Raw genomic sequence first — 25,082 nt, 5'->3', positions numbered from 1 at the left:
TGTGCAATTTGACACAGCCGTTACTTTCTGCGGGATGCAGCGCTCTATTCAAGCGTCATCCACACACTTATCCACACATTTTGTGGATAAGCGTGGATGGATCACGATACCGTTTCAAAATCGATCCCTTCGAGGGGGGTCGACCGGTAGGTAGTGAATGATTCAGCGACACACCGGGTCGCCAATCTGCACACGGACCGAATCCAGCCCCAACAAGGCACCATCGGCCCCCATCGCAATGACCTCGTACTGAACCAGGTCACCATCGGCTGTCGATGCGTCGTACCAGGACGTACCGCTGGTGGTATCGATGAACTCGCCGTTCTTGCGGATCTCGTATGAACGCACCTCTCCGCTGGTATTGCGATCCCAGAAAAGTTCGACGTCATACCAGTACACCTCGGCGCGGAGTCCCTCCGGTGATGCTGAGCGCTCGTCAACGGGCAGATAGGATCCCGGACCATCCGGCGCGTCGGACGTGTTTCCCGGGCGCAGCGCGTTGGAGAAGTCACCGGTTTGGCCAAAGGCATGAACTGCACGCAGTGTGTACACCGGAGATTCAACGGCGGTGGCCGTTCTGTCCATGTAAGAGCCCATGTTGTCGGTGGTGTCCAGCAGCACCTCATCCCGGAACACCTGCGTATCGTAATTGCGGCGGTAATCATGGATGCTGACACCGCTGACATCGAAGAACAGCTCCGTGCCGGTGGCACTGCCATAGAAGTTCGCAGCCGACAACGTCAGAACAGGCATCGACAATTCACCGTTGATCGTATCGAGCAGGACTTGTCGTGTCTCGTCCTGGCTGCCCAGGACGAGCTCCAGACGACCGGCAGTCGTATAGCCGTACAGACGACTGCCATCGGCGTGAACGTCCGCATAGGTCTGGGGCAGGCGCGTCACCGCCAGTGGTGCCGGATTCCGATCACGACCGACATAGAGTCGCCCGACACAGTCCAGCTCGCCCGCATCAGTCAGTGCACAGGCAACGTTGTCATCCCTTTGCTGCATGGGTATCACCTTGCGATACGGACCATTGCGAAATTGCGCGACTACCAGATTACCGACATTGGCCGACCAGCAATCGGCCGTGCCATCTTCGCGCACAGCGCAATCGATACTGTCACTGCTTTCGAACTGCGTGAATGGGGAGTCGGTGCGTGCCGCATAGGGCACCAGTGTGCTGTGGAAATAGCCCCAGCAGAACAAGTCCTCGGTTCCCTTGATGCCACAGCTACTGTAGTAACTGATGGTCGACACATCCGCGAACTCATCGATATCGGCAGGCACATCCGCCTGACCGTGCACATTCTGGCCCCAGCACTTCGCCGTGCCTTCGCTGTCAACCGCACAGCTGTGGTAAGAACCGACACTGAGCTTCACCACAGGTGCGTCGAATCCGGGCGGGTAGATCTGATCTTCATGGGTATCCAGGCCCCAGCATTGCACATCGCCGCTGTCCGTGATGCCACAGGCATGTCGAAAGCCGAGACCGATCTCGGTGAAGATCGCCTCAGGTGGCTGCAGTGTCGGATTGGTAGGATCGCTGGCGGATGTACAGCTGACACTGCCCGAGTCGGACAGGCCGCAGAAACGATCACCCAGTACCGTGATCTGCTTGTAATCGGCTTGTGCGAGAAGCGGCAATGACAATACAACAGTCAGGAGTGCGGAGATTCGTCTCATGTGGGTTCCACCAGCTTGAACGGGGAAAACAAGCCTATTACAAAGTCGTTAGCAGTTCTGGTAGAAATACCTGCAAGATTCGAAACCGCCTTCCTACATCGCCGAATACCCCCCATCAACCGGATACACCGCACCGGTGATGAAGCTGGCCTCCGCCGACACCAGCCAGGCAACCAGCGCACCCACTTCGGCTGTCTGACCCCAGCGGCGCATCGGTGTTCGTCCGAGTATCGGGGCATTGCGCTCCGGATCGGCGCGCAGGGCACCGGTCATTTCGGTTTCGATCCAGCCCGGAGCGACCGCGTTCACGCGGATACCATCATCGGCCCATCTTCCCGCCAGCGATTTCGTGAGCTGCGCCACCCCACCCTTTGACGCCGAATAGGCGGGCACCAGAGGTCCGCCGAAATAACTGAGCATGGACGCCGTGTTGACGATCGCGCCACCATTGCGTGCCAGCAGGGCTTGTGCGGCCAGACAGCAGCGCATCGTCCCCGTCAGATTGATATCGATCACGCGTTCGAACGTCTCGATCTCGTATTCCGCTTCACGAGCCAGTATACCGGCGCAATTGACCAGGGCATCAAGGCTTTCCAGCCCCTTGAAGAATTCGGTCACGGCCGCGTTGTCGCGTACATCCAGTGTCTGTGCAGAGCCTGTGCCGTCGGCATGGTCACGACGATACGCCTCCACCTCGGCGTCATCCACACCGGTGGCAATGACAGACCAGCCCTTGTCAGCCAATGCCGCGGAGACACCTTCACCGATGCCGCGGGTTCCGCCAATCACAACAACCTTTTTCATAGGGAATTTTCCTCACGATTCACAAGAAGTGATTTGTTGATACAACTCCGAAATACCCCTCAATTCGTGCAATCGATCAGGGTCTTGATGTCGCAGGCAACAGGGGCAACCATGTCGTCGAACACCGTATGGGCGCCACTCAGTGGGACGGTGCGAGTAATCAGCAATGCCAGTTGCCCGGCAAGTTCGGACGCCAGAGGAATACTGCGGCGGAACTGCTCCCGGGTGTAAACACGAGAGCCGACTATCCGCAGCTCCTTGAAGGCCACATCCAGTAACGGCAGCGGGCTCATGCCCTTGTGCAACGACGCCAGGCAGATCGTGCCGCCTGGCCGGGTCGCCGCCAGAGCATCCACGACAGCAGGGGCCACCCCTGCACATTCGAAGGTCACATCAACCCCATCACCGGCGGTATCCCGGCTGACCCGCTCTGCCACATTCTCCTCACTTGCGTCCAGCGGGATGAACCCCAGGGCTTCCGCCAACTGCAGGCGCGCCGGATTGATATCCGACACACAGACCTGCGCCGCGCCGGCATGGCGGGCAACCGTTGCCGTGAGCAAGCCGATAGGACCGGCGCCGAGCACCAGCACGCTATCACCTACCCGCAATGCGGACTGCTCGACGGCACGCACGGCGACTGCCAGAGGCTCGATCAGAGTCGCCGTCTTGTCATCCAGATTGTCCGGCACTGCAAACAGCAGGTTCTCGTCAACCGCCAACTGCTCTGCCATGCCGCCATCACCATCGATACCGATCAGGCGCAGTTGCGTACAGATATGCGGACTGCCGGTTCGGCAAGGGTGACAGCTTCCACAGGAAAACAGCGGGTAGGCGACGACACGAGTACCCGTGGCGAAGCGCGTCGACGTCCCGTCAACCTGGCCGATGAATTCATGCCCCAGGACCAGTGGCGCCGCTGCCCGTGGATGCGTGCCCGACCAGATGCCGATATCCGTGCCACAAACGCCGCAATAGCGCAGGCTGAGCATCGCCTGACCCTCGGCCGCGGTGGGCGATGCAATGTCACGTATAGCGATCTGTCGGGGAGCGGTATAAACCAGTGCCTTCATGCCTTGCTCGACCTACTCATCGAATGAACTGATCGACGAAATCGCCCCCGAGACCGACCTCCTCGTAGTGATTGCGGCATATCTCTATCTTGGTGAAGACATCCTCGAATCCCATGGTCTTGCCCCAGGGATCCACGTACAACATGACACCGTTGACCTGAAAGAAGGTGATCATCTCCGTCACATCGTCTGGCACCACCAGCGTATGCGTCTCACCAGGAGGCTCGTAGACATACCCTCCCTCCTCGGCTACCCAGTCATGCTCCAGATAATGCCAGCGCCCCTTCAACACCCAGCCATGAACCGGCTGAGGATGACGATGACGCGACAGCACACCGGATTTGCGTACGCGCAGCAGATTCATCCAGTACCCCTGCGAGACATTCAGGCACAGCGGTCGGAACGAGACGTTCTCGGCTTGAGGCACCCAGACCCGCTCATCGGTGGGAATACCGTCGGGCACGACAATTTCCTGCGCAGCATTGGGGGGGAATGGCAATTGATAGGGAACGCGATCGTTCTTGCCGTTCTCGGTCTTGTCCTGCTCAACGGGCATGTTCTTTCTCCGTGCCGGGTTATTCGAAAAATCCTGCCTCACCGCACGACCTTCATGGAGGTCGCTGCGCCTCACGAGCATCAGGTTCGCAAAACAAGTATACCGTATACTGTATGCCAGTTCCTACCTCTCATCACAGACTACTTCATGAATGTTCTCGTTTCCAGCCAGAAGCGTCCCAAATCCCTGACCGATCACGTGACGGATGAAATTCGTCGCTGGGTGATTACCGGAAAGCTGGCGTTTGGCGAAAAGCTCTCGGAAGGCAAGATTGCCAAGGCGCTGGATGTCAGCCGCACCCCGGTGCGTGAAGCCATCAATCGGTTGGAAACCGAAAGGCTATTGACGGTCGAACCGCAACGCGGCAGTTTTGTCTTCTCCATCGAGAAGAGCGATCTGGCCAAGCTCTGCGATGCAAGAATCTGCATGGAGGCCTACGCTCTGGAAGCGGGCATTGCGGAGAATCCCGAGCAATTGCACCACAGCCTCACGACCTGCCTCGCAGAAATGAGCTTTGCTCGAGAGGCCGTTGACGACGCCCTCTATCTGGATCTGGACGCAGATTTTCACCAGCGTATTGTCCGTTCGGCGAACAACCCCTTCATCACCGATGCCTATCAGACCATCGCACCCCGTATGGCCGCCTTGCGACATCGCCTGGGTCAGCACCCCGACCACATGGCCAAATCCTATCGGGAACATCAGAGCTTGTGCGCAGCGGTAGGCAACAGGGATCTGACGGGTGCCTTGAAAATCCTTGCCGCCCATATCGACAGGAAGGAAGGCAATTACTGGCGCATTCTGGCCACTGATGTACCTTGAGTCGCGATGCCCTGAAGCCTCAACGCATACCAAGCCTGTATTCCGTCGGCTTCATGCCGGTGTGTTTGCGGAAACTGCGGTTGAAGTGCGACAGCGAGCCAAACCCACTTTCCATGGCAACAGTCAGGATGCTTCCTTCGTCTTCCAGCAGCAGTGCCTGTGCATAGGACAAACGCAGTAGCTGCACATACTGGTTCAGCGTGACCCCGGTGGATTTCCTGAACAGGCTCATCAGATATTTGGGATGCAGGCTGGCGTTGTCGGCGATGGTGTTGGCGTCGATGTTTTCCCGGAAGTGCTCGGCGATGAAGCCCAGTATCTGCCGGATCTTGTCGAAGCTCTTCTGATCAGGCGTTTCCAGTGCGGTATCCCGTTCAGTGCCCAGATCGACCAATTCATAAGACTCCAGCGCAATGCGTTCTATGCGCAACAACAGCTCTTCGGTGGCGTGGCGCTTGCGCTCGGCATCGTCCGAACGGAAATAGCGGCACATGCGTGCAAATGCGCAGCGATCCTCCTCGGCACGCTCGGTAGCAATCAATGCTGCTCCGTGCATGAGCTTTTCGCGAATCTCGTCGGACAGGCGCAGCCGGAAGAACTGCACGAGCGGCAGGTGGATGGCCTCCATTCGGGTGCCTTCCTCGAAATCGGCAAGACGATGCGGCAAGCCACCCCAGAACAGCGCAATGTCGCCAGGGCCGATCCGGAACTCGCGCCCACACATCTCGTAGCTTGTCGCACCGGTCTCCACGTAGTTGATTTCTATCTGCGCGTGCCAGTGCGAAATCGGCATGACACCGGGCTCGCCACGCCCCAGAACGATGTCATTGGGCAGGGCTTCTACCGTGCTGTCACGCGGATTCCAGATGTTTTTTTCCGAAATCTTACTATCGGATGAAGTTGGCTGTCCCATGGGCAAGACGATTCTCCTGATGCTGCAATACTAACAGTCATGACAAACGTTCCAAAGTCTCAAGGCTGATCAGGAGAGAAAGACATGCGACATATAACAGTTTGTGCATCATTGGTGCTGCTTGCCTCAACCGGTATCGCCCGGGCAGAAACCGAGGTCAAGGTCTGGTCCTGGGGGAGCGCCGCACCCGCACTGGAGGCGACTCTGGAAGGGTTCAACGCCCTGCATCCGGACATCAAGGTGACGGTGGACAAGCTGGGCTATTCCGATGTCAAGAGCCGGGTCCTGGCAGCCTGCGCAGCCGGCGGTACCGGGCTGCCGGATCTGTTCCAGTTCCAGAACACCGAGATGGAATTGATCACTGCACAGTTTCCGGATTGTGCAGCCGATCTGGTACCGCTGGGCTTTGATGCGGACCAGCAAGCCGCTTTCCCGGAATTCAAGATGTTTGCCCTGCGTCAGGGAGATCGCGTCGTGGGCATGCCCTGGGACTCCGGCCCCGTGGTGATGTTCTATCGCCGGGACTTCTATGAAAAGGCGGGCGTGGATGTGGCCAGCATAGAGACCTGGGACGATTTTCAGGAAGCCGGCAAGGCAGTGCAGGCAGCCAACCCCGGCGTGACCATGATCAATGACAACCTCAACGGTGGTGCCGAATTCGTGCGCATGATCGGTGAGGAGCAGGGTTGCGGCTATTTCTCGTCGGACGGTGAATCCATTACCGTGTCGCAGCCCGGCTGTGTCGCCGCACTGGAAGTGGTCAAGTCACTCAACGACCAGAAGCTGATGACGGCCGCCGATTTCAACGGAAAGCTGCAGAACAACGGCGCCGGTGTCGTGGCAACCCAGATGAGCGGAGCCTGGTTCGAGGGGCCAGTGCGCAACAACGCACCGGAAGACCAACACGGCAAGTGGGGCATCATGGCCATGCCCAGCGTTACGGCAGGCGGCTCGCGGGCCGCCAATTTCGGTGGTTCGTTGCTGGCAATCAACAACAACAGCCGCGTCAAGGAAGCCGCCTTCGCCTACCTGAGTTATGCACTGGGCTCCAACGAAGGCCAGATCACCATGCTGCGCGAACAGGGCCTGGTGCCCTCGCTGGTCTCGGCGCTGGATGATCCCTATGTGTCCGAACCGAGCGAGTTCTGGGGTGGCCAGAAGATCTGGGAGCTGGTTCTGGGGCGACTGGAAAAGATCGCGCCGATCAATGGGACGGAATACTTCAGCGATGCCGATCAGGTCGTCATCGCGAACCAGACGGCCTATCTGGCCGGTGGCTTTGACAGCGCGCAGGCTGCCATGGACGACGCGGCAAAGCAGATCAGCTTTGCCACCGGTCTGCCCATCGCCGAGTGATTCCGACCAGCCGCGAATCTGACGGCGGGGCCGAGTCCCCGCCACTTCAACAGCCTTCCTGACAGGACCCCATCCAATGCGCCAGCGCACGCAAACTGCCTATGGGTTTTTGAGTCCTTATCTGCTGATATTCGCCATCTTCTGGCTCTGGCCCATTATCCACTCCTTCTACCTGTCGTTTCTATCGACGCGGCGTCAGCCCTGGAGCTTCAACCCCGGCATGACCTGGGGGCGACTCACGCAGGATCCGGCTTTCTACAACGCATTGTGGAACACGCTGAAGATTCTCGCCATTCAGGTGCCGGTCATGCTGACACTGGCCACCTTGCTGGCGGTACTGCTCAATTCGACGCTGCTGCGGGCACGTGGCCTGATCCGCTTTGCCTTTTTCGCGCCCGTGGTGATCGGAGAGGCCGCCTATGCGGCTGTGTTCCGGCTGATGTTCAACGATGAATTCGGGATCGTGAACAAGACGCTGGAGGGTATCGGACTGGACGCCGTCAGCTGGTTTTCCAACCCCACTGCGGCCATGTCACTGATCATCATTGCCGTGACATGGCGCTGGGTCGGCTACAACGCCATCATCATCCTCTCAGGCTTGCAATCCATTCCTCAGGATGTCTATGAAGCTGCAACCCTGGATCGGGTAAGTCCTCACCAGCAGTTTCTGTATATCACGCTCCCCCTGCTCAAACCGGTCATTGTCTTCTGTCTGGTGCTGTCGGTCATTGGCTCCATGCAGCTGTTTGCCGAACCCTATCTGATAACCAATCTCGGGGGGCCCGGCGGGGCAACCGAGACCCTGGGTCTGTATCTCTACAAGCAGGCCTTCCTGAATCTGAACTTCGGCTATGCCTCGGCCATCGCCTACACGATTGCCGCACTGGCTGTATCGATTTCCATACTGAACCTGTGGCTGGGGAGAGAACGTTCATGAAGTCAAGATCAAGAACAGTACTGCTGCGCAGCCTGGCCCTGCATGCGGTCATCGTGCCGTTGGCTCTGTTGTGGCTGTTGCCCATCTGGATGATGGTCGTCTTTGCTTCCATGGAGGACAGCGCCATATTCAGTGCCGAAGTTCAGCTGTGGCCCGGCGACAGATTCATCGAGAACTTCCATGAATTGCAGGCAGAGCTGGATTTCGTGCGCACGATCGTGGTGTCCGTGGTGGTAGCCGTGATCTACACGGCCGCCTCAGTGGTGCTGACCTCCATGGCTGGCTGGGCACTGGCACGTTACCGCTTTCATGGGCGCGGGCTTGTCGTATCGATCATTCTGGGAACGATGACACTACCCTACTTCGTGGTGGTCATCCCGCAGTTCATCATGGTGGCGCGGGACTTCGGACTCTCGAACACCTGGATAGCGCTGATCGTGCCGCCGTTGTTCAATTCGCTGGGCGTGCTGTTCATGCGACAGGCCTTCACGATGATGCCCGCCGATCTGTTCGACGCGGCACGTATCGATGGCGTCAGCGAATGGCAGATCTTCCGGCATGTCGCGCTGCCACTGGCGCGGCCCATGCTCGCCGCATTGTCGATCATTCTCTTTCTGCATTCGTGGAACAACTATCTCTGGCCGCTGCTGATTTCCAATGATCGATCGATGATGACAGCGCCCGTGGCGCTTGGATCGCTGTTCGGGCTGCTCGATGTCAGCTGGGGTGGTGTCATGGTTGGCTCGGTCTTGCTGACCGCTCCCATGCTGGTGGTTTTCATTTTCATGCAACGTTTCTTCATGGCCGGCATTACCGCTGGCGCCGTGAAGTAGGAGTTCGACATGGGTTCAGTTTCTCTGGAAGGTGTCAGCAAGTCCTTTGGCGCCATAAAGGTCATTCACGGTGCTGATCTGGACGTTCAGGACGGCGAATTCGTGGTCTTTGTCGGCCCGTCCGGCTGCGGTAAATCCACCTTGCTGCGGATGATCGCCGGACTGGAATCGATCAGCCATGGCTCCCTGAGGATTGGCGATCGCCTCGTCACCGATGTCGAGCCCGGAGATCGGGGGATCTCCATGGTCTTTCAATCCTATGCACTCTACCCGCACATGGACGTGACCGAAAACCTCTCATTCGGCTTGCGCATGAATGGCAACAAGGCAGCCGACACCTCGGAGCGCGTCAGGGGCGCGGCGAGCGTACTGCAACTTGATTCCCTGTTGGCTCGTCTCCCCAAACAGCTATCCGGCGGACAGCGACAACGGGTCGCCATCGGCCGCTCCATTGTGCGTAAGCCACAGGTCTTCCTGTTTGACGAACCCTTGTCGAACCTGGATGCCGAGCTGCGTGTGCAGATGCGGGTGGAAATCGCCCGCCTGCACCACGAGCTGGGTGCAACCATGATCTATGTCACCCACGACCAGACCGAGGCCATGACCCTGGCTGATCGGATCGTCGTTCTGCGTGCCGGCCATATCGAGCAGGTCGGCACCCCTCTGGCGCTCTACACGGACCCGGACAATCGGTTCGTGGCCGGTTTCATCGGCTCACCCCGAATGAATTTCCTGACCGGTGAGGCACGAGGCCATGTCGATGGACGGCAGGCGGTCGTGCTATCGGGGCAAGGCGATGCCCTGGTCGAGGTTGCACTGTCGCAACCGCTGCCCAGTGGCACGCCGGTATCGCTCGGACTGCGACCCGAACATGCCCAGGTGGGGTCACCCGGCCCTGGCACTTTCACCACCACGATCGACGTGGTCGAGTATCTGGGGGCGACCAGCTATCTCTATAGCGGCACCACCACGAAGGAACCATTGATTGTCGCGCGACAGGGCGTACACACCGATCGCGCAGGCGATCAGGTCGTCGTCGGCGTGCCGCCCGACAAGGCAATCCTGTTTGCGGCCGATGGCACACGACTGCGCTGAGCAACTCCACTTCACACAGACAAAAGACCGAGCAATCATGACTTTCGAACGAGAGGCACGGCAGACCCTTGGCGTCTGCTACTACCCCGAGCACTGGCCTGAGTCGCGCTGGCCCATCGATGCACAGATGATGGCTGCCGCCGGCATCGAGTATGTTCGCATTGCCGAGTTCGCCTGGTCTCTGCTGGAACCGCGGCCCGGCGTGCATGACTGGGGCTGGCTGGACCGGGCAATCGACGAGCTTGCAGCCATGCAACTGAAAGTCGTCCTGTGTACGCCAACGGCGACACCACCCAAGTGGCTGGTTGACCAGATGCCCGACATGCTGCCGGTGGATGCCCAGGGACAGGTGCGCGGTTTCGGCTCGCGCCGACACTATTGCTTCAGCCACGAAGGCTACCGACGCGAATGCGCTCGAATAACCGACGCCATGGCACGTCGCTATGGGGATCACCCGGCCGTTGCGGCCTGGCAGACAGACAACGAATACGGCTGTCATCGCACCACGCTGAGCTACTCCGATGCGGCTCTCTCAGGCTTTCGCCGATGGCTTGCGGATCGCTATCAGGAGATCGGCAATCTGAACCGGGCCTGGGGCAATGTCTTCTGGTCGATGATCTACGACAGTTTCGAACAGATCGAATTTCCTGCCGCTGCCGTCACCCAGACCAATCCGTCACACCAGCTGGATTTTCGCCGCTATGCATCCGAGCAGGTGGCCAGCTTCAACAAGTTGCAGACCGATATCATTCGCCAGCACTCACCCGGCCGCCCGATCAGTCACAATTTCATGGGCAAGTTCTTCGAGTTCGATCATTACGCGGTCAGTCAGGAACTCGATATCGCCGCATGGGATGCCTATCCACTGGGTTTTCTGGATCGGGAAATTGGCGATGAGGCCTTGATGAAGCGCTATATGGGAATCGGTCATCCGGATTTCGACCCCTTTCACCACGACCTGTACCGCTCTTGTGGTGAGCTTCGCAATGGTCAGGACAAGGGTCGCTGGTGGGTCATGGAGCAACAACCCCCTGGCCCACTGAATTGGGGAGCATACAACCCGGCCCCCCTGCCCGGTGCCGGAAGACTGTGGGTCTGGGAAGCTTTCGCAGCCGGCGCAGAGGTGGTCAGCTTCTTCCGCTGGCGTCAGCCATCCTTTGCGCAGGAGCAGATGCACGAGGGCCTGCTGTTGCCCGACGGGGAAGCGAATGATGGTTACCGGCTGTGCTGTGAGATAAACGAGGAACTGCAGCAACTGCTGCCGGAGCCGGGATCCAGTCGCGCCGAGGTGGCCTTGATCTTCGACTACGACAGTCAGTGGATGATGGAGATCCAGCCCACTGCCGCAGATGCATCGCATTTCGACAGCGTGTTGCAAGCCTATGCAGCACTGCGGCGAGCCGGCATCAGCGTGGATATCGTCCCGCCAACCGAGAACGCCATTGCCGGGCGAAAGCTGGTGGTAATGCCGATGTTGACTCATATCACGCCCGAATTTGCCGAAAATCTGGCAGCCAGTGAAGCCGTGGTACTGGCAGGGCCGTGGACAGGCGCCAAATCCGAGAACCTCGGAATCTCCGAAGGTCTGCCACCGGGTGCACTTCGGCAGCTGATCGATATCCGCATCCGCCGGGTTGAAACGCGCCCTGCCTTCGCGCCGTTCAACCTTGCAGAAGGCGGCACGCTTGCCGGTTGGCTGGAAACGGTGGTGGCGGGTGACAAGGTCGAGGTGATGGAAACACTGGAAAACGGCCAGGCCACCGCTCTGCGATCAGGCAGGACCATCTACCTTGCCGGCCGCTATGAGAACGCGGCGCTCGATCGCGTCACGCGGCAGGCACTGGAGCTGGCAGGCCTGCCATGGCTTGACCTGCCGCCGGACATTCGTGTTCGAGACAATGGCAACCGGCGCTATCTGTTCAACTACGGGCGTGACACACAAGACCTGAGTGCACTCTTTCCCGGTGCGCAGGTGGACATGGGCTCCTTGCAACTGGAATCCTGCGGCGTTGCCTGCATCCGACAGCCTGTTCAGCCTGCGACACAGCAACGGGTACCTGCCAGCCGTCAAGTCACCACCTGAGGGCCTTTCTTGCGGTACATTGCCTTCCCGGCTGACGAAATCAGCCGATAATCGATCTACGCAATCGGAAGGCTTGCCCCCATGACATTCACCATCTGGCTGTCACTGTTCACCGTCTGCCTGCTGGGGGCCATGTCCCCCGGCCCCAGTTTGGCCATCGTTGCCAGACACGCCCTGGCGGGTGGGCGCAGCAACGGCTTGGCAACCGCCTGGGCGCATGCCTTCGGCATCGGCATCTATGCCTTCATCACCTTGATCGGGCTGGCGGTGCTGTTGCAGCAAAGCCCCCTGCTGTTCAGGTACATCAGTCTGGCAGGAGCCGCCTACCTGGCTTATCTGGGCTTCAACGCACTGCGCTCGAAGGGTGGCATTGCCGCCAAGCTGGAAGCCGGCGAGCACACGGCCGTGTCGCAATCGGCTCGCGAAGGCTTTCTGATCTCCATCTTGAGCCCCAAGATCGCCCTGTTCTTCATCGCCCTGTTCAGCCAGTTCGTGGCGCTGGGCAATGATCTCGGCAATCAGATGGTGATCGTGGCCACGCCATTTCTGGTGGATGGACTGTGGTACACCTTCATTACCCTGGTGCTGTCCCACTCCCTGGTGGTTGAACGCATCCGCTCGAAGGCCGTGCTGATCGATCGCCTCTCGGGGATCGTGCTGATTCTGCTGGCCATTCGTGTCGCCATGATGGCCTGAGCGGCGCGGTGGCCAGCCAGTGCGTCAGGGCTGCCCGCAACAGCGCGAATCACCTTCGCTCCTTCGGCATCGCCGAATCTGCCTTCGAACAGGGCAATTATACCATCGCGCTGCGAAGGCCGATAGGCGGCAAACCGCCAGTCAGATCTCAATACACATCCTTCTGATAGCGCTTGTCATCCCGCAGTGCTTCCAGATAGGCCTCGGCGTCTTCTGCCGACTGGCCACCGTGAGTCTGCACCACAGACAACAGGGCCTGATGCACGTCCTTGGCCATGTGGTTGCCATCACCGCAGATGTACAGATGCGCACCCTTCTGCAGCCATTCGTACAACTCGGCACCGTTCTCGACGATGCGGTCCTGTACATAGACCTTCTCGGCCTGATCGCGACTGAAGGCAACGCTCAACTTGCTCAGCAGACCGGACTTCAGATAGGACTGCAGTTCCACCTGGTACAGGAAATCCTGGGTGAAATGCGGATTGCCGAAGAACAACCAGCTGTTGCCTTCGACACCATCGGCCTCGCGATCCTGCAGAAAGGAGCGGAATGGTGCGATACCGGTGCCCGGTCCGATCATGATCACCGGCGCCTCGGGATTCTCCGGCAGTCGGAAGCTGTCATTGTGCTCGATGTACACGCGTACCTTGTCACCTTCCTCGACGCGGCGTCCGAGAAAACCGGAGCAGCCACCCAGGTGCGCGTTGTCGTGTGTGTCGAATTCAACTACCGCCACCGTCAGATGCACTTCCTCTTCAACCTCTTTCTGGCTGGAAGCAATGGAGTACAGACGCGGCTGTTGCTTGCGCAGGCTATCGATCAGTGCCTGGGCCGTGATGTCGCCGGGGTTCTGCCGGATGACGTCATAGATCTGCCTGTCCTCCAGATACTCCCGCAGCGCCGCCTTGTCACCGGCGATCTCCACCAGGCCTGCATTGCCAGTGGCCGCAGCGAATTTCTCGACAAACCCCGGGTAGGACTGCGTCAGCTCGAAATCCTCTATCAGCGCCTGGCGAACCGGCTTGTCTTCATCACCTACTCGCACAGCCTCGTCGGCTGAAATCTTCAGCAGTGCCAGCACTTCATCAACAGCCAGACTGTCATTGAGGAAATACACACCGAGAGAATCACCCGCTCGATACTGCAAGCCGGAACCTTCCAGCGAGATCTCGACGTGTCGAACATCCTTGAGTGAATCCCGACCGGTGATTTTCTGTACTTCACCGATTTCTGCGACAAACGGATTCTTCTTGTTGAAAATGGACGTCACGGGCTGAGCCGCGTCACCAAACCCCGCCAGACCGGTCATCGCCGGACTGGCCGCACCGTTGACCGCCTTCAACGCGGGCTCGAAGAGATCAACCGCGCCATCCACCCAGGCAGCCGCCGCGTCATCGTAATCCACATCCAGCAACGCACGCTCGGTGATCACGGAGGCGCCCAGAGCACTCAGGCGCTCTTCGAAATCGGAAGCGGTCTTGCAGAAAAACTCATAGCTGCTGTCACCCAGGCCGATCACGGCTACCTGCACACCTTCGAGCTTCGGCGCCTTCTTCGAACCCAGAAACTTGTACAGCTTCTCGGCCTGTTCCGGTGGTTCGCCCTCACCATAGGTGGAGACGACAATGGTCAGAAACTTCTCGTTCTTCAACTGTGTCGGCTTGTAGTCCGCCATGTTGACCAACTTGACATCCAGCCCGCGAGCCTCGGCCTTGGCAGCCATGTCCGCAGCGATTCCCTTGGCATTACCTGTCTGGGAACCGTAGAGAATGGTCAGCGGAGAGGCATCGACCGCCACCGTCTCCTGCAGGGCAATCGGCGTAGCGGCATTGGCAGCCGCCGCCATATAGCCACTGATCCAGGCCTGTTGCACAGGCGTCAGACCACCCATGAGGTCCTTGACCTGATTGATCTGGTTGGGTGTCAATGGACTAAGCCCTTGGGGAATGTCAGACAGGATCATCGGGAGTTACCAGTCGGGTTCTGTTTGTTGAATACTGAAACGTGTTCTTGTGTATCTGAAAGGCTCAGGCGTGAAAGTCGGTGACAGACACCTTGACTTCCTTCACCACGCCCTGGCGAATGACGAAATCACCAAAGCCTTCATCGTCGTGACGCTCTGTTGCCCAGCGACCGATCAGGGAATCCAGCTCGCTCAGGATGACCTCTTCACCGATGTTCTCGCGGTAGAGTTTGGGAATGCGTGTGCCCACACGATTGCCTCCCAGATACAGGTTGTACTTGCCCGGGCCCTTGCCGACCAGACCGGCTTCCGCCAGCATGGCGCGGCCACAGCCGTTCGGGCAACCGACCACGCGCAGGATGATGTGGTCATCAACCAGACCGTGCTTTTCCAGCAGAACTTCCACCTTTTCTACCAGGCTTGGCAGATAGCGTTCGGATTCAGCCATGGCCAGCGGGCAGGTTGGCAAGGCCACACAGGCCATGGAATTGAGCTTCTGGGCCGAGGTGCCATCATCCAGCAGACCATGCGCTCGGGCAATTTTCTCGATCTCGTCCTTCTGCTCTGCAGGCACACCGGCGATGATCAGGTTCTGATTGGCCGTGATGCGAAAATCGCCCTTGTGTATCTCGGCAATCTTGCGCAGGCCAGTTTTCAGCGGACGATCCGGGTAATCCAGAATGCGGCCATTCATGACGAAAAGCGTCAGGTGCTGCTTGCCATCGATACCTTCGACCCAGCCGAAACGATCGCCACGCGAGGTGAACTCATACGGGCGGCTGTCCTCGAATTTCACGCCGGCACGACGCTCTACCTCGGCCTTGAACACATCAGTGCCCACGCGATCCAGCGTGTACTTGGTCTTGGCGTTCTTGCGGTTGGAGCGATTGCCCCAGTCGCGTTGCACGCTCACGACATGCTCGGCTACCGCGAGCGTATGCTCCAGCGGTATGAAACCGAAGTCATCGGCCTTTCGCGGATAGGTGGCTGTTTCACCATGCGTCATCGCCAGTCCGCCGCCGACCAGCACATTGAAGCCGACCAGTTTGCCATCTTCGGCAATGGCAACGAAGTTCAGATCGTTGGCATGCACATCCACCTCGTTGTTGGGTGGCACTGTCACGGTAGTCTTGAATTTGCGCGGCAGGTAGGTAGACCCCAGAATCGGCTCCTCGGTGGTCTTCTCCTTCTTGCCATCGAGCCAGATCTCCATATAGGCCTTCGTTCTGGGCAGCAGATGTTCGCTGATCTTCTTCGCCCACTCGTAGGCTTCCTGATGCAGCTCGGATTCGACCGGATTGGTGCTGCACAGCACATTTCGATTGACATCACCAGCTGTCGCGATGGAGTCGATACCGGTCGCGTTCAGCACCTGGTGCATGGTCTTGATGTTCGGTTTGAGCACACCGTGGAACTGGAAAGTCTGGCGAGTCGTCAGGCGGATGGAACCGTACAGTGTCTTCTCTGCCGCGAACTGATCGATGACCAGCCATTGCTCCGGCTTGATGATGCCGCCGGGCAATCTGGCTCGCAGCATGACATTGTGCAGTGGCTCGAGCTTCTGTTGGCTACGCTCTGCGCGGATATCGCGATCATCCTGCTGATACATGCCGTGAAAACGAATCAGCTGAAAGTTGTCCGCCGTGAAGCCTCCCGTGATGGGATCCTGCAGGTCTTCGGCAATGGTGCCACGCAGGAAATTGCTCTCCCTCTTCAGGCGCTCATTGTCCGACAGTGGAAGAGATTCCAGCTCCGGCGTGTTTTCGACTTTGTCCAGCATGGCTTGCGTGCTACGTATCTCAGGTGTATTCGATTCAGGCAAGGGCGGCGGCCTTGACAGCCACCGCCCCGCGTCTGTCGATCAGCTTGGCGCTTTGGTCTTGCGCAGGTAAGGGAATACGGTTTCGAATTCGCCGAACTTCGCTGTTGCATCTTCATTGCTGACAGCTGGCGGAATGATCACGTCCTGACCGACTTCCCAGTTGGCAGGCGTGGCAACACCCTTGGTTGACATCTGCAGGCCATCCAGGGCGCGCAGTATCTCGGCGAAGTTGCGGCCGACTGTCATCGGGTAGGTCATGGACAGCTTCAACTGCTTGTCGGGACCGATGATGAAAACCGAACGAACCGTCGCGCTGTCAGCCGGCGTTCGACCGTCTGGCAGATAGGCTTCTGCCGGCAACATGTCGAACTGCTTGGAGACCTCCAGGCCTTCATCGGCGATGATCGGGAAGCCCGCCTTGGCACCACCATAGGACTCGATGTCGTTCTTCCACTTCTTGTGATCTTCAACGCCGTCCACGGATACACCAAGAACCTTGGTGTTGCGCTTGGCCCACTCATCGGCCAACTGTGCGACAGCACTGAATTCGGTGGTGCAAACCGGCGTGAAATCCTTGGGATGACTGAACAGGATTGCCCAGCTGTCACCGATCCAGTCGTGGAAGGTAATCGTTCCCTGGTCGGTCTCGGCTGTGAAATTCGGGACTGTGTCGTTGATACGAAGAGACATGTGATTTTCCTGATGTTTGTTCTGTGATTGGGTAACGTGTACTTCCGAACGAATTGGCAAGGAGATGATTGAAGCATCTGCCCGTGAAGGCTATCTGCGCTGCTCACCTCATGTCCCTCGTCCGTGATTGGCTACACACCTGAAGGATACATTGCCGGACAGTCGCCCGAACCTCGATACCCATGCCGAAACTCGTGTTTCCGCCCTGTATCGGGGCACTCACCGTTACCTTATCGCCCAAGTTGAGGGCATCCTACAGGGCGCGCAAGGCGAAGGTTTAGAACTATTTGTTATCAGGTTATTCCGTTATCGACACAGGCCTCAACCACCACCTGCCCCTGATCGGAGACACGGTTCATCACGGCTGGCACCGGCCTTTTAGGCCGCGCCGCTGGCGATTTGTGTCTGAAACCGTGCCCCGTGTCGAATCCTGAAGAGAGGGCAAAGCCACAGCACCACGAAAAACGGGAATCTGGCGCGAAAAATGGTGATCCGAGACGGTTCCAGCCGGGAATGGCCGTTCAGAAGTATAATCTCCCCTCCTCGTATCCCTCGAAGACAAGTTCATGAGCCTTTATCTCGAATACATAAACGAAATTGACGATCGAAAAGGTCAAGGGTTGCATCCCAAGCCTATCGATAGTGGCGAATTGCTGGCCGAGATAGTGGCTCAGATCAAGGATCCGACGCATGAGCACCGATCCGACTCCCTGAACTTCTTCATCTACAACACCTTGCCGGGCACCACCAGCGCCGCAGCGGTGAAGGCAGCGTTCATCAAGGAAATCATTCTGGGCGAAGCCGTCGTCGAGGAAATTTCAACGGAATTCGCCTTTGAACTGCTGTCACACATGAAAGGCGGTCCCTCTGTCGAGGTACTGCTGGATCTGGCCCTGGGTGATGATGCAACCATCGCCAAACAGGCCATGGAAGTCCTGAAGACCCAGTTCTTCCTGTACGAAGCCGATACCGAGCGCCTGGCAACTGCCTTCAAACAGGGCAATGCGATCGCCAAGGAGCTTCTGGAAAGCTACGCCGCCGCAGAATTCTTCACCAAACTGCCCGAGGTCGACGAAGAAATCGACGTGGTGACCTATATCGCCGCAGAAGGCGATATCTCCACCGATCTGCTCTCCCCCGGCAATCAGGCGCATTCCCGCTCGGACCGCGAGCTGCACGGCAAGTGCATGATCTCGGAAACGGCTCAAACCGAGATCCAGGCCCTGCAGAAGGCGCATCCTGGCAAGCGTGTGATGCTGATTGCCGAAAAAGGCACGATGGGCGTTGGCTCTTCGAGGATGTCAGGCGTCAACAATGTAGCGCTGTGGACCGGCAAGCCTGCCAGCCCCTATGTCCCGTTTGTCAATTACGCCCCGATTGTCGCTGGCACCAACGGCATTTCACCCATCTTTCTGACCACGGTCGGTGTTACCGGCGGAATCGGCCTTGACCTGAAGAACTGGGTCAAGAAGCTCGACGCCGATGGCAAGCCGGTTCTGGATGACAACGGCGATCCGGTTCTCGAGCAGGTGTACTCGGTTGACACGGGCAAGGTGCTCACCATCAACACGAAAACACAGAAACTCTACGATGCCGATGGCAAGGAGCTGGTCGATATCGCCTCGGCACTGACACCACAGAAGATGGAGTTCATCAAGGCCGGCGGATCCTACGCCATCGTCTTCGGCAAGAAGCTGCAGAGCTTTGCCGCAGAAACGCTCGGCACAGAGCCCGTGCCGGTCTTTGCTCCCTCCAGAGAAGTGACGGTTGACGGTCAGGGCCTGACTGCCGTGGAAAAGATCTTCAACAACAACGCGTTGGGCGTCAAGGACGGTGTCGTCCTGCACGCCGGCTCCGATGCGCGCGTCAAGGTCAACATCGTCGGTTCCCAGGACACCACCGGTCTGATGACCGCCCAGGAGCTGGAATCGATGGCCGCAACCGTCATTTCTCCGACGGTGGACGGTGCCTACCAGTCCGGCTGTCACACGGCTTCGGTCTGGGACAAGAAGGCACAGGCCAATATTCCCAAACTCATGAGCTTCATGAACGGCTTCGGGCTGATCACGGCACGAGACCCCAAAGGCGCCTATCACGCCATGACAGACGTCATCCACAAGGTACTGAACGACATCACCGTGGATGAGTGGGCCATCATCATCGGTGGTGATTCCCACACTCGCATGTCCAAGGGCGTAGCCTTTGGTGCGGACTCCGGTACCGTGGCGCTGGCGCTGGCAACCGGTGAAGCCACCATGCCCATCCCCGAATCCGTCAAGGTCACCTTCAAGGGGAATCTGAAGGATTACATGGATTTCCGCGACGTCGTGCATGCCACCCAGTTGCAGATGTTGAAGACATTCGGTGACAACGTCTTCCAGGGCAGAGTCATCGAGGTGCATATCGGTACACTGCTGGCCGACCAGGCCTTCACGTTTACCGACTGGACGGCAGAAATGAAAGCCAAGGCCTCCATCTGCATCTCACAGGACGACACGCTGATCGAGTCTCTGGAGATTGCCAAGAGCCGTATCCAGATCATGATCAAGAAAGGCATGGACAACGATGGCCAGGTTCTGCAGGGACTGGTTGACCGGGCTGACCGGAGAATCGCCGAGATTCGATCCGGTGACAAACCGGCCTTGCGACCGGACGACAATGCCAGCTACTTTGCCGAACTGGTGGTCGATCTGGATCAGATCGTTGAACCCATGATTGCCGACCCGGACGTGAACAATGAGGACATCTCCAAGCGCTACACGCATGATGTCATCCGTGCACTTTCCCACTACGAGGGAGACAAGGCCGTTGACCTCGGCTTCGTCGGATCATGCATGGTGCACAAGGGTGATCTCAAGATCATTTCCAGGGTACTCAGGAACTGGGAAGAGAAGAACGGCCCCATCGAGTTCAAGGCCCCCCTCATTGTTGCCGCCCCGACCTACAACATCATCGATGAACTGAAGTCCGAAGGTGACTGGGATGTTTTGCAGAAGTATTCCGGTTTCGAATTCGATGACAACGCCCCGAAGCAGTCTGCCCGGACCGAATACGAGAACATGATGTATCTCGAGCGCCCCGGCTGCAATCTGTGCATGGGCAACCAGGAAAAGGCAGCCAAGGGCGATACGGTACTGGCCACCTCCACTCGACTGTTCCAGGGTCGAGTCGTGGAAGATTCCGAACGCAAGAAGGGTGAATCTCTGCTGGCTTCCACACCCGTGGTGGTACTCGCCGCCATTCTGGGCCGCACGCCCAGCATCGACGAGTACAAGGTGGCGGTCGATGGCATCAGCCTGACAAAATTCGCCCCCCCTCTTGAAGCCTTGAACACGGCTCAATCCACAGTCACGTTCATGCCACGTCACTGAAGGCAGCGGCATCCGGAGCGATGCACCGGATGCCGGTCTGACCAGACCACGCAGGCTGCGTCCACCCTCCTCGTCTCGTGACGGAGGGCGGGCGTAGCCTGTTTCGTTTCTGCCCTGCCCCTTGCAAACGGCGGCCCAGTTGCCGCTCACGCTCAACAGTAACCCATCACGAATCGAATGTTATTGATAATCATTCTCGTTTGATTACAATAGCCTCAGCAGATTGATGGACACTGGCATGAACAAGACACGAATCCTCGTTTCGACATCGAACAACCCCTGGTTCAACCTCGCTGTCGAGGAAGTCATCTTCGAGAAAATGGACCCGCGTCAACGGGTGCTGTTCATCTGGCGCAATGGCGATACCGTTGTCATCGGCCGTGCGCAGAACCCCTGGCGGGAATGCAATGTAACCCGGATGGAGGAAGACAATGTCAGGCTCGCCCGCAGACGAACCGGGGGCGGAGCTGTATTTCAGGACATGGGCAATACCAATTTCACCTTCATGGCCGGAAAGCCTGAATATGACAAGACGGAATCGACGCACATTGTTCTGGAAGCCCTGAAACATCTGGACATCACTGCGGTGGCCAACGGCCGGAACGATCTGGTTGTGCAGGAAGGTGATTTGCCGAGAAAATTCTCGGGATCGGCCTATCGGGAAACGCAGGACAGGGGATTTCATCATGGCACCCTGCTGCTGCACGCCGACCTGAATCGGCTCGCCGGTTATCTGACCCCCAGCCCGAAGAAACTGGCTGCAAAAGGCATCTCCTCGGTCAGGTCAAGAGTGACCAACCTGGATCAGATCCGCCAGGGCATCAACCACGATCTTGTCAGCGGCGCCTTGATTGAATCCTACCTCGATCATTTCAACGTCGACGTGGATGTCGAGTACCTGTCACCGTACGATCATTGCGATCTGCCGGGACTGGATGAGACCTTCGGACGCTACAGCAGCTGGGAATGGAATTTCGGCAAGACCCCGGAATTCACCCATTTGCTGGATGAGCGTTTCAACTGGGGTGGGGTTGAAGTCTTTCTCAATGTGACAAAAGGTCGCATCCAGGATGCCAGACTGTATACCGACAGCCTGGACCCTTCTCCATTCGAACAACTGGCAGAAAACATCAAGGGCTCGGGATACAACCAGACTGAGCTGGGTGCACACCTGGAGCTACTGATTGCCAACGATCACGCCAACGAGAATCCGCTGAAGGAATTTCGTTCATGGTTCATGGGAGCGATAGCCTGAGAGCGGTGATCGAGTCTTCACGACAGGCGGCCTTGTCGAACCATCAGGTATCCGCCTCCGGATCAGCGGACTCTGATGCACTGGCAAATGCCGCTATCAGATCCTGCCGTGAAAAGGGTTTCTGCAACATGATGACACCCTCATCCAGCCTGCCCTGATGAATGATGGCGTTCTCGGTGTAACCCGACATGTAGATGACTGTCGCCGCCGGATAGAATTTCTGCAAGCCTGACACCACCTCCGGACCCTTCATGCCATGGGGAAGGATGACATCGCACAGAATCAGATCGATGAGCGCAATACCTCGTGCCATGTCGAGCACCTCATGGCCCTCCGATGCACTGTGCACGATGGCGCCCATCTGCTCCAGCTGCATCGTGATGGTCTTGCGCAGATCTTCATTGTCCTCCACCAGAAATACCTGCAGGCCATTGAACCGCGCGGTTGACGGTCCTGCATAACTGGCACGAACCACTTCCTGCCGAGCATGGATGCGTGGCAGATAGAGTTTCACCGTGGTACCACGATCGACTTCCGAATAGATCTTCAGATGCCCGGCTGATTGCTTGACAAAACCGAACGCCATCGGCAAACCGAGTCCCGTGCCCTTGCCAACGTCCTTGGTGGAAAAGAATGGTTCCAGTGCCTGAGAGATCATCGACGCACTCATGCCGCAGCCCGTGTCCGTGATGGCGATACACACGTACTGCCCCGGTTGAACTTCCTCATGTCGCTCCGCATAGTCTCTATCCAACCTTGCATTTCCGACCTCGATGGTGAGCTTCCCGCCATCGGGCATGGCATCACGCGCGTTGATCACCAGATTGAGTACGGCCGCTTCCAGCTGGGTCTTGTCCACCTCTGTCAACCACAACCCACCGTCAGCGATCACCTCCAGATCCACGCTCTCCCCTACCGAGGTACGCAGCAGTGACAGCGAATCACGCAGCATCCGCGACAGATCCAGGATTTCGGGACGTAGCGGCTGTTTTCGGGCAAACGCCAGCAGTTGGTGGGTCAACTCGGCACCGAGCTCCACGGCGTGTTGAGATGTGGCGACATACTGCCGGGCAGACGCATCGTCCATGAGCTCATCGAGCAATTCCAGATTTCCGGCAATGACTGCCAGAATATTGTTGAAATCATGAGCAACCCCGCCGGTCAGATTGCCAATGGCCTTCACCTTCTGCGCATGCACCAACGTGGCCTGCAAGCGGCTGAGCTCCGTGACATCCTGAGCAACAGTACGCACCACGAAGGACGGCCCCTCTTCGACGGGAGATACTTCGAACAGCTGTCTGATGTACCGATACTCGCCCGCGTCACTGGAAATCCTGAAAACACCTTCGGTCGCATTGCCCTGCTGCAGCTGCCTTCGAATCTCCACCCCCTGTTCGACATCTTCCGCATGCAGGCGCTTGCGAAGAATGTCGTCCCTGATGGAAAGTTGCAGCATCTCGTCGACCGTCAGATCGAAAATGCCCGCGAAGTTCTCGTCACATTCGATGATCTGGCCGGAGTCGAACTCGAAAGAGGCGTAGCCGATACCGGCGATGCGCGCGGCACTGAGCAGGCGTTTCTCCTTGGATTCGATGATGCTGTCGGCTTCCAGAATATGGTCCCGCATGCCATGAATCGAACTCACCAGACGGTCCAGCTCGTTCTCTTCACCCGCATCGGACGACTTGCCTCGTCCCAGATCGATCCTGAAGTCGTGCCAGTCACCTTCCCACTTGTCCAGACCCTTGCAGATCCTCAGCACCGGATCGATCAAGCGGGTATACAACAAGTGCTGGATGATGATGGTGGTTGCAATAACCGCCAGTGTCGCTACGACAAGGGCCTGCAGTACGTGCACACGGACGGTCTGCCAGACACCCTCGCGGCTCATCTCCAGCGTGAGCGTACCCAATTGCTGAATCGAATCAGCCTCCCTGTGCAACAAGGTGCGGGAATGGCGATAGACAGAATCATCATCTGCAGTCCGCTCACCCACCTGAAGATCGAATCTCGGACTGCTTGCCGTAATCTGCGCGGCGGTCACTGCGCCAAGACTCACATACCGGTCAAGCAGTACCTCGATGGTTTCATGGTCGGTTTGCCACAACAATTCCTCGAACAGAACCGCACTGCCTTCGGCAAGATCGTTTATCCGCCGCTCCAGCTGAGCATTACCTGTTTCATGGGTGAATATGGCAACGAGCGCAACCGCGACCAGAACCAGGGAAAAGATCGGCAGTATCAGGCTCTTGTTGAGTGTCGAGCGAATGGTCATGTCAGCGTGGTTTCCCCGGATTCAACGCTATCGCCTGATACCGTGCTCGGCCAGTATCGAATCCAGGCTGCCATCGGCTTTCATGTCCAGAAGACTTGCCTCGATGATCGGCAGCAGGCGGGCATGTCGCTTGTTCAGGTGCAGATACACATCGATCGACACATGAAATTCTGACACTTTCAGGTTCATCAGCCCGATCTCATTGGCGAGATACCTGCCCGGATAGGTTGCATAGAAGACCACATCAACCCTGTCATGCAACAACATGCTCATCAGCACACCTGGATTGCGCGCCAGTTCCACGCGCTGATGTTCACTGAAATACTTCTCTGCGGGCTTCCAGCCTCTGATATGAGCCAGTCGATAATCGAAGAAATCCTCAACCGATGAAAGCCGAATGTCGTTCCGGGTATACAGGCCCGCCAGCTCGACCGGCAGGATCGATTCGCTCATGGACAGCAAGCGGGGAAATTCGGCACCCGCGCTTCGAACAGGCGATATCGCGGCATCCAGATTGCCCGAATCCGCCTCACCGAATACCCGTGCTGCCGGTATTGTCACCAGTTCGTGGTGAATTCCGGCACGCGCAAACAACTCTCTCAGTACTGGATCCAGATAACCGCTGTAAGGCTCCCTGCCTGGAGGTGGACTACGCGCGATGGCTATTCTCAAGGCAGGCTGTGAGGAATCGACTGCTGCACCTTCCTGCGAGACTGACTCGGTGGAAAGACACACCAGCAGGGCCATCGCGCAAACGCGAAGACACCCGCCCAGCCATGTGCAATGCCTGATCATGAATCACGAGCCTCACCTGTCCACTGCAAGTTTCTGATCGAGTGCTGCCTGCCCGCC

At 58.0% G+C, this 25,082-nt stretch carries 19 protein-coding genes; 9 read left to right on the top strand and 10 right to left on the bottom strand.

All coding sequences use genetic code 11. The features are described 5' to 3' along the window. Positions 1 to 162 precede the first annotated feature (162 nt). The 4 genes from ACUNV4_RS01310 to ACUNV4_RS01295 all read right to left on the bottom strand — a co-directional run bounded on the left by ACUNV4_RS01310 (position 163) and on the right by ACUNV4_RS01295 (position 4,119). Positions 163 to 1,686, bottom strand: coding sequence for an RCC1 domain-containing protein (locus ACUNV4_RS01310; protein ID WP_430876674.1), 1,524 nt, complete (start codon positions 1,684 to 1,686; stop codon positions 163 to 165). Positions 1,687 to 1,779: 93 nt separating this feature from the next. Continuing rightward, positions 1,780 to 2,490 (bottom strand): SDR family NAD(P)-dependent oxidoreductase, encoded by a 711-nt coding sequence (locus tag ACUNV4_RS01305; RefSeq protein ID WP_430876673.1) that lies wholly within the window; start codon positions 2,488 to 2,490, stop codon positions 1,780 to 1,782. A gap of 59 nt (positions 2,491 to 2,549) precedes the next feature. Next, on the bottom strand, positions 2,550 to 3,563 hold the full coding sequence (locus ACUNV4_RS01300; protein WP_430876672.1) for a zinc-dependent alcohol dehydrogenase: 1,014 nt from the start codon (positions 3,561 to 3,563) through the stop codon (positions 2,550 to 2,552). Between the two features lie 16 nt (positions 3,564 to 3,579). Next, positions 3,580 to 4,119, bottom strand: coding sequence for a 2,4'-dihydroxyacetophenone dioxygenase family protein (locus ACUNV4_RS01295; RefSeq protein WP_430876671.1), 540 nt, complete (start codon positions 4,117 to 4,119; stop codon positions 3,580 to 3,582). Positions 4,120 to 4,266: 147 nt separating this feature from the next. Here ACUNV4_RS01295 and ACUNV4_RS01290 point away from each other — a divergent pair, with 147 nt between their 5' ends. After that, on the top strand, positions 4,267 to 4,941 hold the full coding sequence (locus ACUNV4_RS01290; RefSeq protein WP_430876670.1) for a GntR family transcriptional regulator: 675 nt from the start codon (positions 4,267 to 4,269) through the stop codon (positions 4,939 to 4,941). 19 nt (positions 4,942 to 4,960) lie between these two features. Here the strand turns inward: ACUNV4_RS01290 and ACUNV4_RS01285 are convergent, their stop codons facing one another. Further along, entirely contained in the window at positions 4,961 to 5,854 is an 894-nt protein-coding gene (locus tag ACUNV4_RS01285; protein ID WP_430876669.1) for a helix-turn-helix domain-containing protein, read from the bottom strand. Positions 5,855 to 5,938: 84 nt separating this feature from the next. Here ACUNV4_RS01285 and ACUNV4_RS01280 point away from each other — a divergent pair, with 84 nt between their 5' ends. From ACUNV4_RS01280 to ACUNV4_RS01255, 6 genes are all read left to right on the top strand, one after another. Continuing rightward, a complete protein-coding gene (locus ACUNV4_RS01280) occupies positions 5,939 to 7,210 on the top strand; it encodes an extracellular solute-binding protein (RefSeq protein ID WP_430876668.1) in 1,272 nt (423 codons plus the stop codon). 76 nt (positions 7,211 to 7,286) lie between these two features. Then, entirely contained in the window at positions 7,287 to 8,147 is an 861-nt protein-coding gene (locus tag ACUNV4_RS01275) for a carbohydrate ABC transporter permease (protein ID WP_430876667.1), read from the top strand. Continuing rightward, positions 8,144 to 8,980: a carbohydrate ABC transporter permease gene (locus ACUNV4_RS01270; protein ID WP_430876666.1), complete on the top strand. Its 837-nt coding sequence runs from the start codon at positions 8,144 to 8,146 to the stop codon at positions 8,978 to 8,980. Before ACUNV4_RS01275 ends, ACUNV4_RS01270 begins: the two co-directional genes overlap by 4 nt. A 9-nt stretch (positions 8,981 to 8,989) precedes the next feature. After that, entirely contained in the window at positions 8,990 to 10,075 is a 1,086-nt protein-coding gene (locus ACUNV4_RS01265; RefSeq protein ID WP_430876665.1) for an ABC transporter ATP-binding protein, read from the top strand. A gap of 37 nt (positions 10,076 to 10,112) precedes the next feature. Then, entirely contained in the window at positions 10,113 to 12,158 is a 2,046-nt protein-coding gene (locus tag ACUNV4_RS01260; RefSeq protein ID WP_430876664.1) for a beta-galactosidase, read from the top strand. Between the two features lie 81 nt (positions 12,159 to 12,239). Then, positions 12,240 to 12,854 carry a LysE family translocator gene (locus ACUNV4_RS01255; RefSeq protein WP_430876663.1) on the top strand — a complete coding sequence of 205 codons (615 nt, stop codon included), beginning with the start codon at positions 12,240 to 12,242 and terminating at the stop codon, positions 12,852 to 12,854. A gap of 148 nt (positions 12,855 to 13,002) precedes the next feature. On the opposite strand, the gene ACUNV4_RS01250 is transcribed toward ACUNV4_RS01255, so the two are convergent. The 3 genes from ACUNV4_RS01250 to ACUNV4_RS01240 form a co-directional block, all read right to left on the bottom strand. Further along, positions 13,003 to 14,817, bottom strand: a complete 1,815-nt coding sequence (locus ACUNV4_RS01250) for an assimilatory sulfite reductase (NADPH) flavoprotein subunit (protein WP_430876662.1) — start codon at positions 14,815 to 14,817, stop codon at positions 13,003 to 13,005. A 64-nt stretch (positions 14,818 to 14,881) separates the two neighbouring features. Beyond that, positions 14,882 to 16,597 carry an assimilatory sulfite reductase (NADPH) hemoprotein subunit gene (cysI, locus tag ACUNV4_RS01245; protein WP_430876661.1) on the bottom strand — a complete coding sequence of 572 codons (1,716 nt, stop codon included), beginning with the start codon at positions 16,595 to 16,597 and terminating at the stop codon, positions 14,882 to 14,884. A gap of 81 nt (positions 16,598 to 16,678) precedes the next feature. Continuing rightward, positions 16,679 to 17,329, bottom strand: a complete 651-nt coding sequence (locus ACUNV4_RS01240) for a peroxiredoxin (RefSeq protein WP_430876660.1) — start codon at positions 17,327 to 17,329, stop codon at positions 16,679 to 16,681. A 566-nt stretch (positions 17,330 to 17,895) separates the two neighbouring features. Between ACUNV4_RS01240 and ACUNV4_RS01235 the strand changes: the two genes are divergently transcribed. Next, complete coding sequence (locus ACUNV4_RS01235; protein WP_430876659.1) at positions 17,896 to 20,700, top strand: bifunctional aconitate hydratase 2/2-methylisocitrate dehydratase; 2,805 nt, start codon at positions 17,896 to 17,898, stop codon at positions 20,698 to 20,700. A gap of 238 nt (positions 20,701 to 20,938) precedes the next feature. Next, entirely contained in the window at positions 20,939 to 21,955 is a 1,017-nt protein-coding gene (locus ACUNV4_RS01230; RefSeq protein WP_430876658.1) for a lipoate--protein ligase, read from the top strand. Between the two features lie 43 nt (positions 21,956 to 21,998). Here the strand turns inward: ACUNV4_RS01230 and ACUNV4_RS01225 are convergent, their stop codons facing one another. Together ACUNV4_RS01225 and ACUNV4_RS01220 are read right to left on the bottom strand one after the other, a co-directional pair. Further along, entirely contained in the window at positions 21,999 to 24,230 is a 2,232-nt protein-coding gene (locus ACUNV4_RS01225) for an ATP-binding protein (protein ID WP_430876657.1), read from the bottom strand. 27 nt (positions 24,231 to 24,257) lie between these two features. Beyond that, complete coding sequence (locus ACUNV4_RS01220; RefSeq protein ID WP_430876656.1) at positions 24,258 to 24,902, bottom strand: substrate-binding periplasmic protein; 645 nt, start codon at positions 24,900 to 24,902, stop codon at positions 24,258 to 24,260. Between the last annotated feature and the right edge of the window lie 180 nt (positions 24,903 to 25,082).

It is taken from the genome of Granulosicoccus sp. 3-233 (assembly GCF_052681095.1).
The sequence above is the reverse complement of the archived record's forward strand: the minus strand, read 5'-3'. Positions and strand labels throughout refer to the sequence as shown.